We start from the raw sequence: 17,045 nt of genomic DNA, 5'->3' as shown, positions 1-17,045 counted from the left end.
AAATTTCGCCTTGCAAGGCTAACCTATAAATTCAATCATAAAAATGCTGAGAATCCTTGTTTTTTGCTTTGGCATCATTTTAATAATTGATTTTCCTGGTTTTTCCCAGCTAAATCGACCCAACATCATTTTCATCCTAACAGATGATCAAAGGTGGGATGCTTTGGGATTTGCAGGGAACGATTTAATTCCTACTCCTGAAATGGACAGGCTTGCCTCAGAAGGGATATTTTTTGAAAATGCCTTTGTAACCACCCCAATATGTGCTGCGAGTAGAGCCAGTATTTTAACGGGAACTTATGAGAGAACACATGGCTATACCTTTGGGCAAGGGGAAATCAAACAACCATTTATTGACCAATCCTATCCTGCAGTGATGAGAAACGGCGGATATCATACCGGCTTTTTCGGGAAATTTGGTGTCAATTATTCCGGTTTCGAGGGGCTTTTTGATATTGGCGAGAATTACGACCGATTGGACCGCTTCAAAGATAGAAGGGGTTATTTCTATAAAATCCTCGGGATGGATACAGTTCATTTGACCCGCTATACAGGCCAAAAAGCAATTGAGTTTATCCGCCAATCTCCCCAAGAAAAGCCATTTATGCTTTCTTTGAGTTTTAGTGCCCCACATGCCCATGATCCGGCGGAAGAGCAATATTTTTGGGAGAAGGAATTTGATTCATTGTATGCATCACAACATTTTCCTGGACCTCTTTTAAGTGATCGGGAATATTTTGATGCGCAACCTCCCTATGTTCGGGAAGGTGAAAACCGTAAGCGTTGGCATTGGAGATTCGACACAGAGGAAAAATACCAAAAGAGTATGAAGGGATACTTCAGGATGATTTCGGAAATTGATCATGAAATGGGATTAATAAGAGAGGAGTTGATAAAACAGGGAAAGGATAAAAATACGGTTATCATTTTCATGAGCGACAACGGTTATTTTTTCGGAGAGCGTCAATTGGCCGGAAAGTGGTTGATGTATGATAATTCCCTCCGGGTTCCAATGATCATTTATGATCCAAGATCGACACAAAGCCGAAAAGTTAAAGACATGGTTTTGAATATTGATATCGCGCCGACACTTCTAGATCTTGCCGGTGTGGAAATTCCAAAATCCTTGCAAGGTTTAAGCCTGGCTGGGTTTTTAGAGGAAAAAAAACCTGATTTCGAACGGGATGATTTTATCTGCGAACATCTTTGGAAGGTGGATATCATAGCACCAAGCGAAGGCCTTAGAACCAAAGACTGGAAATATTTCCGTTACATCAATGACCCCCGGCATGAGGAATTATATGATTTGAAATCAGATCCTTTAGAAAAGGATAACCTAGCATTGAATCCTGTATTCCAGGAGCGATTATTGGAAATGAGGCGAAGGTTTGATGATAAGAAAAGCCAAATAAAGGATTGGCGATGATTATTGATATGATTTTTTCCTCCAACAAAGTCAAGAAATTAAAAAAATGAAGATCTGAAAGGCTAAACTTATCCTGTGCTCCACAATTTTGGATTTTCAAAAAGAATTAGTTGTCTGATAAAATCTTTGTGGAAATTAAAAAAACGGAGCCGTTTGGCCCCGTTTTTATATACATAAAGTCACCCTATTAAGACTTATTCATTTAGTCCAGCAGCTCTGGCAGCATTTATATAACCAAAACCATAAAATTCATCCTGTCCCGGTGTGCCTAGGTCAGAAGCAGATTGTAACATCCTTGATCTGACTTGGGCAGGTGTCGCTTGTCCGCCATTAGCTTGAATAATAAGCGCTGCAACTCCTGCCGCAGCGGGTGCTGACATGGAGGTACCTTGAGCCCAACCATAACTACCATTGGTTGTTCCCCTGATAGTACTAAATACCATATCAAATGCCCAGCAAGGTCTTGTAAGACTTACAAAGGTACCGTTAAGAGTACAATTGCCACCAAAACCATCAATAACCAATAATCCCGCAGAACCCCCAGGTCCGGCAAAATCAATTAATGATTTACCATGATCAGTAAAATATGACGGCTGTGAAAAATTGGTGTTTCCAAGTAACCAGCCTGTTGGACCGGTAGAACTTATGGACAATACATGCTGATTTTGAGCAGGAATTTTATACAATTCTTTTGAAACATCGTAATTGGTTGCACCATTTCCGGCTGAAGCAATTACCGTCACACCATTTTGATTGGCATATCGGGTTGCTCTGTCATAAGTTTTCTGTAGGTCTCTGAACAGATCGCGGAATTCTTTGTCCTGCCAGTTATTCCTGTAATCAATGGTTGCTCCCAAACTCATATTGATTATCTGAGCACCGGCCCCACCTTCTGATTGAGGAGTTGCAGCACGAAGAATTCCTTCTAAGATCCACTCAAATGCACCCGAGCCGTTATGAAGTGATTTCACCCCAATAATAGTGGCCTCAGGAGCAATTCCAACTACCCCTAAACCGGCAGCAGCAACAATACCTGCCACATGTGTTCCATGCCAGAAAGTACCTGTGTCTTCATTAAAATTGAATCCAGGTACAGTTGAAAAAGAGCTTGGAATGTCCAAATTTGGAGCCAGATCCTGATGAACTGAATGAAAACCGCCATCAATTACGGCTACTCTAACTCCTTCACCGGTAAATCCTCCATCCCATGCCGCAGGACCATTGATAGAGGCTGGAGCCCACTGAAAACCATCAAAGAAAGCGTCTTGATAATTAAACGGCGTTCCTATGGCGTTTGCTCCGGCGTTGGAAGTTTCTGCCACTAAATCTGCACCCATGTTCTCAGGTTCAGTTGTGTATTGAAGAATAATATCCGGGGTAACCGCCTCTAATCCTCCGATGCGTCTAGCGTTGGCCAGGAAATCAGCTGAATGTCCAACAGCCACAGCTACACCGATTTGGGGAAATGTTTTCACAATTTCACCACCAGCGCTCTTAATGCTGCTTTCCAGATTATTAGGCAAATTCTGACCACTACTGATGATCAAAAACCTTCCGGTGAAATCTCCTTGCCTCAGATTTGAAAAGTCAGTCATTTCTTGAAATTCCATCAATTCAAACTGACTGATACTTGATTTTTCGTCCAATGTAACTTCATTGGTCGGTTCCACTTGCATTAAATTACTGTCGCATCCTGCAAACAGTAAACTCACGACCACAATTAGAAGTGATAACTTTGATTTTCTCATAAAATATGTGTTTAAGTTTGTTTTGGTTATATGATTTAAAATTTTACTCTCATTTCTCCTATCGTCAATTATCCATCGATAATTCCATTGATCCAATGGTTGATCCAATGGGTAATTTTTGCAAATGTGCCGTTGGATAATTCAATTGTGATAAGGTCCCAAGATTAAATTTATCAAATCAAACAGTTAAGGTTAAACCTTGGATTTTCGGAAAATTAAAGGATACTCCCATGGTATAATTTTTCAAGCCTTGAAAAACAAAATAAAAAAAGGCCTAAGCTAAAACGCTCAGGCCTTTTTAATTTTCTAAAAAATCCTTATTTACATTCTGCGCTGAAATTATTCACTTCAGCTGTCACCTCTCCATTGGCATTTATTGTAATATGGAAAGTTGAATTAAGTTTAAAGTTCGGGGCTTTGCCCTGTCCTATAAGTAGCCAAGATTGATTACCAGTAAAATTAAATCCCTTCGATGCGTTGAAGGTTTCATTGATGGCATCATTCCACTGGTATACTGCTCCTGAGGTTTGTCCTACACCTGTTCCTTTGGCATTGATATGGAATTTATTCATCACGTTTCCACTTTTGGACTCAACAAAATTGGTAACTACATGGTACTCACCTTCAAAATCAACCAGTTCTCCACATACGTCAACTGTGCCTCCAAATGGGAATCTACCCTCACTTGATTGAGCGATCGCCTGACCGGTCAGCATTAGTCCCATTGCTGCAACAAGACTAAAAATTACTAAGTTTTTCTTCATTTTTTTTTGTTTTTTGGGTTAGAATTTGTTTAAATAAATAAAGGGTAATCGAAAATTTATGATTGATAATCAGCACTCCAATTTTTGAAGACATTTAAAAGCGCTTCACTTGATTGGCACCTTTTTCCTGAGAAAATGAAAAAAATGCCAAGGAAAAACTTACTGTATTTATTTCAAAATAGGATGAATCGAAAGTATCTTAAGAGTCATATGCCCTTTTGTTGCAATAATACTACCAATGAATTTCGGCTATTACTAGAGCTACTTATCCAATGACATCCTATTGACCGATCGGTTGATCCAGTGGCGGAATGTATAGGATTTTAACATTGGAAATTCATTCTTTTTATGATTGTATTTAATAAAAAAAAAAGGCCTAAGATAAAACACTTAGGCCCATTATGGTTCCTGAATTTCCTTATTTACAAATCGCTCTAAAATTATCAACTTCAGCTGTCAACTCGCCGTTCGCATTTATTGTGATATGGTAAGTTATATTTCCTTTAAAATTCGGAGCTTTACCTTGTCCTATAAGGGAAAAGGATCGATTAAAAGTAACATTAAATCCTTTCGCTGAATTGGAAGTTTCATTGATTGTCTCATTTACTTGATAAATTGCTCCCGATGTTTGTCCCACCCCAGTTCCTTTCAAATTGATATGGTATTTGGATGTGGTATTCCCACTATTGGAAGTAACGGAATTAGTAACTACATGGAACTCTCCTTCGATATCAACTAATTCTCCACATAAGTCAACCGATGCTAAAAAAGGAAATGTACCTTGACTTGACTGCGCATTTCCTTGACTGATAAGCATTAGCCCCATTGCCACAACAAGGCTAATTTTTACAAAGATTCTCTTCATAACTTTTGTTTTTTTGGAATTGAATTTATTTAAATTAAGGGTAATGGATAAAATCTAATTGCAGATTTCAACTTGAGAACTTAAGAGTAGTTGTGGCAGTTAGAAATTTTGTGTCTCTTGATAAGAATCTTTTAAGAGAATAAAAAATTGATCCAGGTAAGTTTGTAATAATCTTTATTTTTTAATCAATGAGATTTTCAAAAGGTCAAAATACCCACTTTTGAAAGTATGATTTTATCAAAGAATTTCGGCTATTGCAAGAGCTACTTATCCAATGATACCCTATTGACCTATCGGTTGATTCAGTGGCAGAATGTATCGAATTTTACCGTTAGATCATTCCCTGTATCATTTTATTATGATTTCAATTATATTTAGTTTAGGTATAAAACCCGGATTCGTTTCGCTCAAATATTTACTCAAAATCGTAGACCGACAATTGAAGTGATTTCAAATCATCAGCATCAAATATTCAGTGCTGTTTCAAATCAAATAATGCAAAAAAATTGAATGGATTTCTGCACTTCCCATATTGACCTTTCTAACGTGAAGATTATTTCTAGAGGGGATTCCCAGCGAATGGAGAAGTATATCCGGCAGTTTTATGAATTGATCCCTGAAAGACTGGAATTGTTAAAAAAAGCCCTTTTGGAAAAAGATAGGGTACAGATTCGTCAAATTGCCCATAAAATGGCCCCACAGTTGCAATTTTTTGGAGTAAAAGAAATCAGTTTCCCTATTAAAAGACTGGAATTAGAATATATCAGCATGCCAATTGAAGAATTACATGAATTGGTTTCAGGTATAATTGCTAAATTGGAGGATGCCATAGCCGAAGTATCTACTATCTTAAAGCATCATTTTGAATAAGGACCCAAACAAACCTGCCCACATCACTTGTGCGATCATTGATGACGATCCTTTTATCTCTGATCTCCTGATGGATAAGCTCACCCAACACTTTCCCGAGATCCAGGTGATAGCTGTTGCAACAAACGGAAAAGAAGGAATTGAGAAATTAAAGAAGTTTAAACCCAAACTCGTCTTTTTGGATGTAGAGATGAATGACATGACCGGTTTTGAAATGCTTTTTAAACTGCCGGAAATCTATTTTAAGACTATTTTTATTACCTCCTACAGTCATTATGCAATTAAAGCCATCAGGTTCAATGCTTTGGATTATTTGCTGAAGCCAATTGATCTTGAAGAGTTGAAGAATGCCATAACCCGCTTTAAGAACCAAGATAGGCAATCTTACCTTTCAGATCCCATCCATCAGGCTTTGGTGAATTTTTCTACACCAGATATAAAAGAACATGTCCTTACCCTTAATATTCAGGAAGGACAGTTGAAAATTGCACTCAAAGACATCCTCCATATTCAAGGGGACAGAAACTATAGTCAGATTTACTTGGCCAACAACAAAAAAGAGGTTGTCTCTAAAACGCTTTCAGATTTGGCCGAAATTCTGGATAGCCAATATTTCTTTAGGTGCCATAAATCCCACCTGGTAAATAGATTCCATGTGCAGTCTCTTGTCAATGATTTTTCAATTATGCTATCTTCAGGTATGACCCTCCCAATTTCCAGAAGGCGAAAACAGTCTTTCCAAGATTGGTTTTCGGAAAAAATAACATCATGAAAGGAGCGGTCTTTGTTTTTTTTATTCTCATAAATCTCCCTCTTTCGGCAAAAGAAGATGAAGATTATTTTAAAAAAATCGATTCCCTAACCTCATCTATCAATCAGGCAAGAAAATCAGAAGATTTAGAAAAAGAAATCGAGTTACTTTATGAAAGGTTTCAATTGAATACCAGAACCCTGAATCACAACCAATCCTATGTTTGGGGATTGGAATTGGAAAACTTAAAAGATCAGCACAAGAACCTGGAAATAGTCAAAAAGATAAAGCAGCCGTTTTTTTCGAGAATGGGTTGGCTTTTCAATACTTTTAGTGAATATGAAACCAGCATCGAATATTACCAAAAATCGGTAGCTATTGCTGAAAAAGAAGGGAACTTGGAGGCCAAATACAAGGACTTGGGGGCCATAGCCTTCACAAGGTTTTTGCTCGGGGACCAAGAGAAGGCACTTCATCAACTTGACAATCTGATGCAGGAGGTCTTGGCCCTTGGAAATGAAAACTTGAAGGCCGAGATCAATTATCGCTATTACACGGTTTGGGTAGAAAGTGAACCGGAAAAAGCGTTGGGCTTTGCTAGAGAGAGTTTGAATACATCCAATCCCCGAGATCTTTCCCATCGACTGACCACTGTGGGAAATTGCTTTACAAAATTGGGGGAATTGGACAGCGCATTATTCTATACCTATAAGGGCCTGGAACTGGCGAAGGAAAACCTTTTTTATACCCAGGAGTCCAATGCACTCATTTTGCTGGTGAGTATTTACTCCCAATTGGGGGATTTCCAAAAAGCATTCGAAAATTTTCAGATATACCACATGCTTGAAAATGATGCAAGGTCCTTTAGGTCCGGACTGAAACTGATGGCGATCAACCAAGAAATCCTTGAGGAAAAACTGCTGCTTCAGGAATCTCTGGCAGAGGAAAAACTCAGAAATCAAAGGGTACTACTTTGGATATTTGTATTCGTCACCTGGGTTTTGGGTTTAACTCTCTACCTGTTGTACAAAAAAATCTTACTGATCAATCAACAGAAGAAAAGAATAGAGGAAGAGAAAATCCGCGCAGAACAATCTGAACAGTATGTGGAACAGTTTCTGATCAATCTAAGTCACGAAATCCGGACGCCGATGCACGCGATTTCCGGAATGGTGAATGCCCTTTTGCGAAATCCTGAATCAAGTTTTAAAGAGGAATACATGGAAGCCATGCGCATCAGTTCAGACAATCTCCTGATTCTGATAAACGATATTTTGGACTTGGCCAAAATTGAATCCGGTAAGATGCAGTTAATCCCTGATCAATTCAAGCCAGTTCAAGTGGCTATGGGAGTTGTTAATTTGCTCAAATTCAAGGCATCGGAAAAGGGCTTGACACTTGGAGTGGATGTAGCTGAGGATTTTCCCGAAAAGATGGTTGCTGATCCTTCCCGTCTGTCCCAGGTTTTGATCAATCTAGTGGGCAATGCTATCAAATTCACAGATTCAGGTAAAATACAGCTTATCATGAGTAAAGCGGGCGAAAATGCCCGATTCGAAGTTCAGGATACGGGTATTGGAATTCCTGAAGAAAATCGCGATTTGATTTTCAAAAGTTTTGAGCAACTTGGGAAAGAAAATTCAAAAAAATATGAAGGAACAGGATTGGGACTCAGCATTTCAAAGAAGCTGATTGAACTTCAGGGCGGGACCATTTGGGTAGAAAGTGAACCGGGAAAAGGAAGTCGGTTTATTTTCGAACTTCCCATTCATAGTGAGCAAGTAAGCCTTTCTGACCCGGAAATTAATCTCCCCTTAGACCTTAAAAGTTTGGGAGAAAAGCTTAAAGGAATCCGGATATTATTGGTAGATGACGATGAGTTCAATATGATGGTAGTACAGGATGATCTTAACTTTTTTATTCCTGAGGTTTCCATTCTAGTGGCAAAAAGCGGTGAGGAGGCTTTGCAACTATTTGAAAAGAATGATTTTGATCTGGTATTGATGGATATCCAAATGCCTGGAATGGGAGGAATAGCCGCAGCAAAAAAAATGAGGGAACTGGAACAGCAAGGTAAAACCGGCAAAAGGACTCCAATAATTGCTCTAACAGCAAATATCGTTCAGTCAGAGATCAATAGGTTTATGGCTTCTGGCATGGAAGACTATATCCCAAAACCATATAAGGTTGAGGAGATTTTAGGCATCATAAGTCACTATATCAAATAGATAATCGTGAAATCTTTATAGAAAATATACCTGGCATAATATTAAAATATAGTGGAAAAATGTCTATTAACTTTTGCTCACTAACCAATCCCCTACCCGCTTATTAAAATCCTCCAGATTCTCCCAATGAAAAGCATGGCCGCTTTCAGGGTAGATATGCAATTGGGAATTGGGGATAGCTGCGGCAACTTCTTTTGTCATCCATACCGGAGTAAAAATATCTTCCGCCCCACCCAAAACAAAAGTCGGGCAGTTTACCCTTTTTAAATCCTCCAATACGGAATGGGAAACACATGCTGCAGCCTGCCCTTCCAGTCCGATCAAAGGTTGAGGATTTGGGTCCAGGGCTGCATTTTTACGGTCTTCCAACAAACCTGCATGAAAATTCTCATCATCCCATGACCGCTTGGAAAAAATCAACAATTGAATATACACACTGAATTCCTCTGGCTTGAGTCTTGCCTTACAATCACTCATGTGCTGAAAAATAGCCTTCGCCGTATTGTCACATCTGGCCCAAGGACACATCAGGACCATGGCCTTGACTCTTGTTGGAAAATGTATGGCCAACTGCTGGGCGATGATACTGCCCATCGATACGCCGACCACTTTTACTACACCCAAACCCAGATAATCCAAAACCCCAATACAATCTTGCGCCATCTGAAGGGAGGTGTATGGTCCTGCAGGTTTATCGGATTTGCCGACTCCTCTGTTGTCCACTAGAATGCAGCGGAAGGATTTAGCCCAATGGGCCACATGTTTTTCCCATACCGATCCCGGTGCTGTGATTCCCATGATCAAAAGCAAAGGTTCTCCCGAACCTCTTTCTTCGAAGTAGATATTGATTCCGTAGGTGGTGATGGTGGGCATGTTTTTCTATTTTTTTTATAATGGTCAAATATATTTTAGCCTATTCTACCAATATACAAATCAGAGATAGGAAAAATAAGATCGTAATCATTCCAGTTAAGATTACCTTCTATTAGACTGAAATTTGAAAACTTTTTTTCGTCAAGATATTTTTTAATGGAGGGATGTAAAGATTTAGATAAAAATGGTTTAAAGTCGACAAGTTTTTCATTACCATCACTGAATTTTATCCTTATCGCAAAATCTGAAAGATAATTCGCTGATTCGATCCTTAATTCTTCAAAAGCTGATTCGTGTTCCGTATAATCAATTAATATTTTCATGATAACCGTTTTGTGATTTTTTCAAATTTAACATCCTTATGATAAACGAAATAGTCAACCCATTTTTCAACTATCTTATTTGACCAAAAGGGTTAAATATATTTCCAGTATTTCAACCCTCTAATTGTACCTCAGGGGATTCCTCCTTGCGTCGGAATGAAGTCCTCTTTTTATCTTGGCTCCTCTAAATTCTCCGAGGCAAGCATTGGTTCTCGTATCTTGGCTCCCCGATTCTCGGGGCAGGCTTTGTTTCTTGGTTCTCGTTTCTCGTGTGTATCCCTGATTAGTGTTGACCGTTTTGTGATTGATTTTCATTGTTAAATATGCTCAAAACATCGCCTCTCGTCTCTCGCTTCTCGTCTCTCGCTTCTCAAATCTAAACCAGCCCCTGCACCAATACCTCATTCACCCACTTCCCATCATGCAGGGTAACAAAATCCGGGTCTTCCAAAGCTTCCTTCCCTTCATCCTCGCAGATAATCCATCCGGCATATCCGATATCTTTCAGCCATTGGGTAATGCCTAGCAAGTCCACTTTCCCATTTCCCATCAGGGCAAACTCAGGATTTCCATCCCAATCCTTGTAATGCACATGATTGATGATGGATTGGTATTCTTTCATTTTGGCAATCGGGTCCATACCGCCGTTGATGATGTGGCCCACGTCAGGGCACCAACCTGTAGCCGAGAGATCCAAACCTTCCAAAATTACTTTATAATCTTCTTCAGTTCTGGTAATGGAGGTATGGGGTGAATTGGGATGAAAACTGCTTTCCACTCCCTTTTCTTTTGCCCTTCGGGAAACTGTGTTCACTATATCCGTCAGGCTTCTTCTTCTTTGAACGAGGTCATGACGACCAGTCGGAATCTGAACGGTACAAAGAACCGAACCCGGAAATCTCTTCAACAGCTCTATGGCATTGTCTGATACTTTCCGCTCTTCTTCAGTTTCTACTTTTCCGTTCCAGTCCAATGCTAAAGCAACAGCAGCCAATTCGATCCCCTGTTCTTTGAGTTTTTCCTCCAACAAAACCGGATCTGAGAGTTTACCCATCCAGGAAAAAATGGGCTGGATTCCTGTAAAGCCCGCTTTAGAAATGATCTCGATCATATGTCCCAATTGATCCCTGTAAGTTTCTCCGTTGTTGTTCATATACCAGGTATAAACCTCAGCGCCGAATTTGAATGGTAGTTTTTTCATTTTATTGATTATTATAGGTTTGATTGTTTTTCTCTAAGTTGCTCTAAGTCTTTAATTTCAATTTCCAATGGCTCACCCAATAACCTTGAACCTGTCTCAGTAATTAAATATCCATCTTCAACCCGAATACCTCCAAAGTTCCTGTATTGAGCCAACTTTTCATAGTTAATATAATCACTGTGCAGATTTTCTGCCTGCCACTGATCGATCAGTTTAGGAATAAAATAAATCCCGGGTTCAATGGTAATTACGAAACCTTTTTCAAGTTCTTTCCCCAATCGGAGTGATTTCAGGCCAAACTGACTGCTTTTTTTAAGGTCTTCTGTGTATCCTAAATATTCCTCCCCTAAATCTTCCATATCATGGACATCCAAGCCCATCATATGACCCAAGCCACATTGGAAAAACAAAGCATGGACTCCCTGATCCACGGCTTCATCCAGATTGCCTTTCATGATTCCCAGGTCTTTTAATCCCTCTGCAAGCTTTTTGCATGCCAAGAGATGAACCTCTTTGAATCTTATCCCGGGCCTTAATGCTGCAACAGCAGTTTGATAGGCATTGAGTACGATTTGATAGATTTCTTTTTGGCTATCGGAAAAACTGGATCCAACCGGAATGGTGCGGGTAATATCCCCAGCATAATGCATGGCTGACTCTGCACCAAAATCCCCTAATAGCATTTTCCCCTCCAAGAGCGTATTTGAATAATTATGGTTATGAAGAATCTGTCCCTCAATGGTAATGATTGGAGGGAAGGAAACATTGCCGCCATGGGAAAGTGCTTCTCCGGTCACAAGTCCAAGAAGTTCATATTCTTTCATTCCGGGTTTGGCTTGTTGCATCAATTTTTTGTGCATGCTTACGCTGATATTCACCGCCTTGGATATTTCCAGGATTTCCTCATCCGACTTGATAGACCTTAAAGAGACTACTGCCTTAATAAATTCCACAGAAACCATGGAAGGGATTTCCTGAAGGGATTTGTTGAACCAACTGGCCAGTTTTTGTGAATTTTCCGGTCGATAGGGAGGTAGAAAATGGATCGGCCGATCGGACAGGGAAGCCAAAAACTCAGCAATTTCACTCTTAGGTTTGGTTTTTTCTACTCCTACCTTTATTGCCAAATCAGAAAGCGGAGGATGAAGTCCCTGCCAAATCGTTTCTTCAGTGGTCAAATTGTCCCCAAATAACATCTCTACTTCCTGATCAACATCAATTACCGCTGTAAGCCCCGGCATATCCAACCCAAAAAAATAAAGAAAAGTACTATCCTGTCTAAAGGGATACCAGTTGTCCTTGAAGTTGCTGCTGCTTTCTTCATTCCCCAAGAAAAGCAGGACTCCTGAACCCATTTTTTTCTTTAATTGAGCCCTTCGTTCTTTATAGGTAGCTGTTGAAAAGATTTTGTCCATGTTTTAATAATTGGTTTTATACTTAGGCTAAAATCGCAATTCATTTTCCTGCATTTATCGGTCATAAATAAATTCGTGAAATACTTCATTGCTCTTTCTTCCGTCCCCGGTCTTCGGTCTTCGGTCTCCCGTCTTCGGTCTCCCGTCCAATTTAAACAGCTTTTGGCCTAACCAGCAAGATAGCGTCTATTCATAATATTTATCTCCCCCCCGCCGGTAAACTTCTTAACCAGAAAGCCTTCATCGTTTCCCTGAGATGCAATGAAGTATTTTCCCTTTCATTGATTCCATGGGCCCGCATCGGGTAGGACATCATGGAGAATTGTTTGTTGAATTTGATCAATTTGTTCACCAGCATTTCGAAACTCTGGTAGTGTACATTGTCGTCAGCGGTACCATGGATGACCATCAGCTCGCCCTGTAATCTTTCTGCATAGGTGATAGGGGAACCATCAATGTATCCTTTTCCATTGTCTTCCAGCAATCCCATGTACCGCTCCTGATAGGTGGCATCATAAAGTCTTTGGTCGGACACAAAGGCCAAGGCCAATCCTGCTTTGTAAATCTCCGGAAAGCGGAACATCAAATTGAGCGTCATCTGTCCTCCTCCACTCCATCCCCAAGAACCTACCCTGCTTGGATCTATAAAATCATAGGTTTGGAGGATCTTTTCAACCGCAGCTTTTTGATCATAGGATGCCAGAATGCCTATCTGCCCATATATGGATTTGCGCCAATCTCTTCCTCTTGGTGTTTTGGTGCCACGGTTATCAATGCTGATCACCACATATCCAAATTTTGCCAGGTAGTGATGCCACAAGTCCCCATCCATCCAAGCGTCCTGAACAGTGGAACTTGCAGGTTCCCCATAGACGAAAGCGATCAGTGGATACTTTTTGCCAGGATCAAAGTCCCTCGGCCTGATCATCCATCCATCCAGAACCACATCACCGATATCCACCTTGAAAAATTCCTTGGGATTCAGACCCAAATCGGAATACTTCTGCTTTAATTCCTGATTTTCTTCCAAGACCCTGATAATTTTATGGTTTGGTAAGCTGACCAAGGAATAAACGGGAGGAGTGGTGGTATTTTGGAAGGTATGAATGGCAAATTTGGAATCAGTCGAAATTTGATAGGCATTTTGTCCTGAAAGTTCAATAGGTGTAATCCGCTCTGCTTTTCCACCTTTCTTAAGCGAACTGCGATAAAGGTATCGTTGTGTGAAATTATCCGGAGAAGCGATGTAATACACATAACCGCTGGTAGGATCTATATGACTGATGCGTTCTACATCAAATCCCCCCTCAGTTACTAATTCGACTGTTTTGCCATCTCTGGAAACTTTGTACAAATGCAACCAACCATCCCTTTCGCTGGTCCAGGTGAAAAATTTCTCCCCATCCAGCCAGCGGATATTGTCATGAATATCCAGAAAGGCCTCATCCTCCTCGACCAGAATTTTTGACAAAGCCATGGATTGGATATTTGCAGTCCAAACCGTATTGGTATTTTGGCGGCGGTTAAGCTGCTGTACCATCACTTCCTGGGAATTGGGGATAAAATCCATTCTTGCCAGGTAGTTGTTTCTGGGATCTCCCGGAAAATCAAACCACCTTGTCTCTCCTCCTGAGGCTGGAACTACACCGATTTTAACCGCTGACAAGGTACCTCCTACTTTTGGGTAGGGTAATGGAATGGGTTGTGAATAGATGGAATCAATATTATTTATTAAGTAAAAAGTACCCACGCCTTTGGTATCGGATTGCCAATAGGCAATATGCTCTCCGTCAGGGCTCCATCTGAATCCGTCTCTACAATTTAATTCTTCCTCGTATACCCAATCAAAAGTACCATTGATAATATCTTCATTACCATCGGAGGTAATTTTGACAATTTTCCCCGATTCAAGTGATTCTACGAAGATATTGTTCTGACTTACAAAGGCCACTTTACTGGCATCAGGTGAAAATTTAGCAAACATTAGGGTGGCTGAAGGGATTCCTTTACCCAATTGACTTAACTTCCTGCTTTTCAAATCCAATACCCAATAATCCCCACGGGTATGGTAGCGCCAAACTTTTCTGGTATTGGTAAAAATAAGGAGTTTGCTGTTGTCTTCTGACCAATGATAATCTGCCACAGTCAATGGTTTACTAAGCCCCGAAGGAATTAACTCTTCAGCAGAAATCAAGATTGATCTATCGCCTGAAAGTGCATCATATCTAACAATATCATCGCCTTGTATATTATTACTTTTTTCTATGCTTGAATAGCCTTTGCCGTCTTTCATCCACCGTATAGGACCAAATCGATTCTGACTGTAGATACCGTTTTTGTATATATCAGGTAAAGTAAGCTCGGATTGAGAAAATACTTCACCCACAAAAGCAATAAAAAATACAAATAGGATGTATTTCATGATGTTTTTTTAATGATTGATGATTGCCAATCCCCCAAATTCTGGAGAATAAAAGAATGATGTAATATAGTTTGTGTTTTCCAAAGCAGCAACCGTTTTTATGGTGAAACCCATGAGGTGGTTTTTTAGATTCTGACTTTTTTAAAGATTGGTAAGAATAATAAAGATGGATGACACATCATGGATAAAAACTGAAATAGGCTTCACCTTGTCACTTCGACGTCAGGAGAAGTCTATTACCCCAAGTAAGGGAATCAGATTTCTCCTGACGTCGAAATGACAAAGGGAAGGATGTTGACACCATTGAACTGAAAACCACAATCAAGGCTAAGAAAATCTTCACCTTGTCACCTCGACATAGTAGAGGTCTGCTCCCCGTCTAGATGTCATTACACTTTCTGTAAATGACAATTTTCATTACTCGGAATTACGAAGTATGTCTTGATTCCTATGTCTTAGGTCTTATGTCTTGTGTCTTATGTCTTAAATCAAATATCTTAGACCAAGGAAAATCCCCCTAACTGGCAAATACCCTGATATTCTTCTATATTTAAGTTTAAAACCAAACAATCATGAGTTATCCAAGCATTTTTAATGATGTAGTAGGCCCTGTGATGAGAGGTCCGTCAAGTTCCCATTGTGCGGCTTCTTTGAGGATAGGAAGGATTTGCCATGACTTAATGGGTGGTAGAATCTCGGAAATCGAAATTGATTTTGATCCAAACGGATCCTTGGCTACTACCCACAAAGAACAAGGTTCGGACATGGGATTATTTGGGGGCTTTTTGGGCTGGGAAGCTTATGACGAACGATTGGTTGATTCCGAAATGCATATAGGGGCTGCAGGGATCAAGGTAAAAATCAACATCAAGGACATTCAGGCCGAACATCCGAACACCTATCAGATCACACTTAAAAATCCCTGGGAAACACATCAGGTCATCGCTATTTCCACAGGAGGAGGAATGATTGAAGTCATTGAAATAGATGGGGTCAAAGTTTCCTTAGCAGGAGACAGCTTCGTGACTTTGGTGTACACTTCCGATCACCAAAAAATAAACGGTTACCTCCAACAATCAGGCATTCTTTATGAAGCGGAAATTCATAACCAAGAAGGCGCTTTTTTAGCCATGACATCACAAACATTTTTGGAGGAGGCCCTTATTGGAGAATTGAAGGCAATGGAGGAAGTCTCACAAGTCAAACAGATCAGGCCGGTGTTACCGGTTCTTACCGGAAAAAATCAAACTGTCCCATTCATTACCTGCGATGAGATGATGGCCTATAATCAGGACAAAAATTTGAGTTTATGGGAATTGGCGGTAAGATATGAAAGTATCAGGGGTAATATTTCTGAAGAAGAGGTACTTTCCAAAATGAATGATATCCGTCTAATTCTCAAAAATGCTGTTGAAACAGGTTTAAAAGGAACTCAGTTTGAAGACCGAATTTTGGGTCCTCAATCTGTAAAATTCAAGTCTATGATGGAAGACCGGAAACTGATCAGCGGGGATGTTTTGAACAGGATCATCATGTATGTTTCTGCCATCATGGAGGTCAAGAGCTCTATGGGAGTGATCGTAGCTGCCCCCACAGCAGGATCCTGTGGAGCCATGCCCGGAGCTGTTTTGGGAGTGGTGGATGCATTAGGGCTTTCAGATGAAGAGGCTGTGAAAGCCTTGATGATAGCTGGATTGATCGGTGTTTTCATTGCCGCACACTCCACCTTCGCGGCAGAAGTGGGTGGCTGTCAGGCAGAATGTGGTTCTGGCGCCACTATGGCCGCTGCTGCTATTGTTCATTTGGCAGGGGGTAATTTGAATCAAAGTATCTCTGCCGCATCAATGGCTTTGCAGAGTTCCTTGGGAATGATCTGTGATCCCATTGGCAATAGGGTTGAGGCACCTTGCCTGAACAGAAATGTCATGGCCGCTTCCAATGCCCTTTCCTGTGCCAATATGGCCCTGGCAGATTATGACCATTTGATTCCTTTGGATGAAGTCATCGAGACCATGTACGAAGTGGGTAAAAGCATTCCCAATACCTTAAGATGTACCAATTTGGGAGGTTTATCTATTACCAAGACTGCGAAAGAAATCGAAGCTAGGCTTACGCAGAAGCATTTTTATAAAAGTTGCTAAGTAGTGGGTTCGAATTAT

The 17,045-nt window shown here is 40.3% G+C and carries 13 protein-coding genes; 5 read left to right on the top strand and 8 right to left on the bottom strand.

Going from position 1 to position 17,045, the window contains the following annotated elements:
- Positions 1 to 43: 43 nt before the first annotated feature.
- Entirely contained in the window at positions 44 to 1,426 is a 1,383-nt protein-coding gene (locus tag B9A52_RS09410) for a sulfatase family protein (protein WP_084120081.1), read from the top strand.
- Positions 1,427 to 1,620: 194 nt separating this feature from the next.
- Here B9A52_RS09410 and B9A52_RS09405 read toward each other — a convergent pair whose 3' ends face one another.
- From B9A52_RS09405 to B9A52_RS09395, 3 genes are all read right to left on the bottom strand, one after another.
- Positions 1,621 to 3,174 (bottom strand): S8 family peptidase, encoded by a 1,554-nt coding sequence (locus B9A52_RS09405; RefSeq protein WP_084120080.1) that lies wholly within the window; start codon positions 3,172 to 3,174, stop codon positions 1,621 to 1,623.
- 317 nt (positions 3,175 to 3,491) lie between these two features.
- Positions 3,492 to 3,938: a hypothetical protein gene (locus B9A52_RS09400; protein WP_084120079.1), complete on the bottom strand. Its 447-nt coding sequence runs from the start codon at positions 3,936 to 3,938 to the stop codon at positions 3,492 to 3,494.
- Between the two features lie 418 nt (positions 3,939 to 4,356).
- Positions 4,357 to 4,803 (bottom strand): hypothetical protein, encoded by a 447-nt coding sequence (locus tag B9A52_RS09395; protein WP_084120077.1) that lies wholly within the window; start codon positions 4,801 to 4,803, stop codon positions 4,357 to 4,359.
- A gap of 510 nt (positions 4,804 to 5,313) precedes the next feature.
- On the opposite strand from B9A52_RS09395, the gene B9A52_RS09390 reads away from it, so the two are divergent.
- Genes B9A52_RS09390 through B9A52_RS09380 form a run of 3 tightly spaced genes read left to right on the top strand, consistent with a single transcriptional unit; the run spans position 5,314 to position 8,652 of the window.
- Positions 5,314 to 5,673, top strand: coding sequence for a hypothetical protein (locus B9A52_RS09390; protein ID WP_084120076.1), 360 nt, complete (start codon positions 5,314 to 5,316; stop codon positions 5,671 to 5,673).
- Positions 5,666 to 6,445, top strand: coding sequence for a LytR/AlgR family response regulator transcription factor (locus B9A52_RS09385; RefSeq protein WP_084120074.1), 780 nt, complete (start codon positions 5,666 to 5,668; stop codon positions 6,443 to 6,445). The genes B9A52_RS09390 and B9A52_RS09385 overlap by 8 nt, the downstream gene beginning before the upstream one ends.
- Positions 6,442 to 8,652 (top strand): tetratricopeptide repeat-containing hybrid sensor histidine kinase/response regulator, encoded by a 2,211-nt coding sequence (locus B9A52_RS09380; RefSeq protein ID WP_084120073.1) that lies wholly within the window; start codon positions 6,442 to 6,444, stop codon positions 8,650 to 8,652. The genes B9A52_RS09385 and B9A52_RS09380 overlap by 4 nt, the downstream gene beginning before the upstream one ends.
- A 66-nt stretch (positions 8,653 to 8,718) precedes the next feature.
- Here B9A52_RS09380 and B9A52_RS09375 read toward each other — a convergent pair whose 3' ends face one another.
- The 5 genes from B9A52_RS09375 to B9A52_RS09350 form a co-directional block, all read right to left on the bottom strand.
- The gene (locus tag B9A52_RS09375; RefSeq protein WP_084120071.1) at positions 8,719 to 9,525 is read right to left on the bottom strand and encodes an alpha/beta fold hydrolase; all 807 of its coding nucleotides are present in this window, start codon (positions 9,523 to 9,525) and stop codon (positions 8,719 to 8,721) included.
- 35 nt (positions 9,526 to 9,560) lie between these two features.
- Positions 9,561 to 9,848 (bottom strand): DUF2442 domain-containing protein, encoded by a 288-nt coding sequence (locus B9A52_RS09370; RefSeq protein WP_084120069.1) that lies wholly within the window; start codon positions 9,846 to 9,848, stop codon positions 9,561 to 9,563.
- A gap of 376 nt (positions 9,849 to 10,224) precedes the next feature.
- Positions 10,225 to 11,049, bottom strand: coding sequence for a sugar phosphate isomerase/epimerase family protein (locus tag B9A52_RS09360; RefSeq protein ID WP_231955538.1), 825 nt, complete (start codon positions 11,047 to 11,049; stop codon positions 10,225 to 10,227).
- Between the two features lie 11 nt (positions 11,050 to 11,060).
- Complete coding sequence (locus B9A52_RS09355) at positions 11,061 to 12,464, bottom strand: aminopeptidase P family protein (protein WP_084120067.1); 1,404 nt, start codon at positions 12,462 to 12,464, stop codon at positions 11,061 to 11,063.
- 199 nt (positions 12,465 to 12,663) lie between these two features.
- On the bottom strand, positions 12,664 to 14,886 hold the full coding sequence (locus tag B9A52_RS09350) for a S9 family peptidase (RefSeq protein ID WP_084120065.1): 2,223 nt from the start codon (positions 14,884 to 14,886) through the stop codon (positions 12,664 to 12,666).
- Positions 14,887 to 15,458: 572 nt separating this feature from the next.
- On the opposite strand from B9A52_RS09350, the gene B9A52_RS09345 reads away from it, so the two are divergent.
- Complete coding sequence (locus tag B9A52_RS09345; RefSeq protein WP_084120063.1) at positions 15,459 to 17,027, top strand: L-serine ammonia-lyase, iron-sulfur-dependent, subunit alpha; 1,569 nt, start codon at positions 15,459 to 15,461, stop codon at positions 17,025 to 17,027.
- The last annotated feature ends 18 nt before the right edge of the window (positions 17,028 to 17,045 follow it).

This window comes from Aquiflexum balticum DSM 16537, assembly GCF_900176595.1.
Classification (GTDB): domain Bacteria; phylum Bacteroidota; class Bacteroidia; order Cytophagales; family Cyclobacteriaceae; genus Aquiflexum; species Aquiflexum balticum.
The sequence above is the reverse complement of the archived record's forward strand: the minus strand, read 5'-3'. Positions and strand labels throughout refer to the sequence as shown.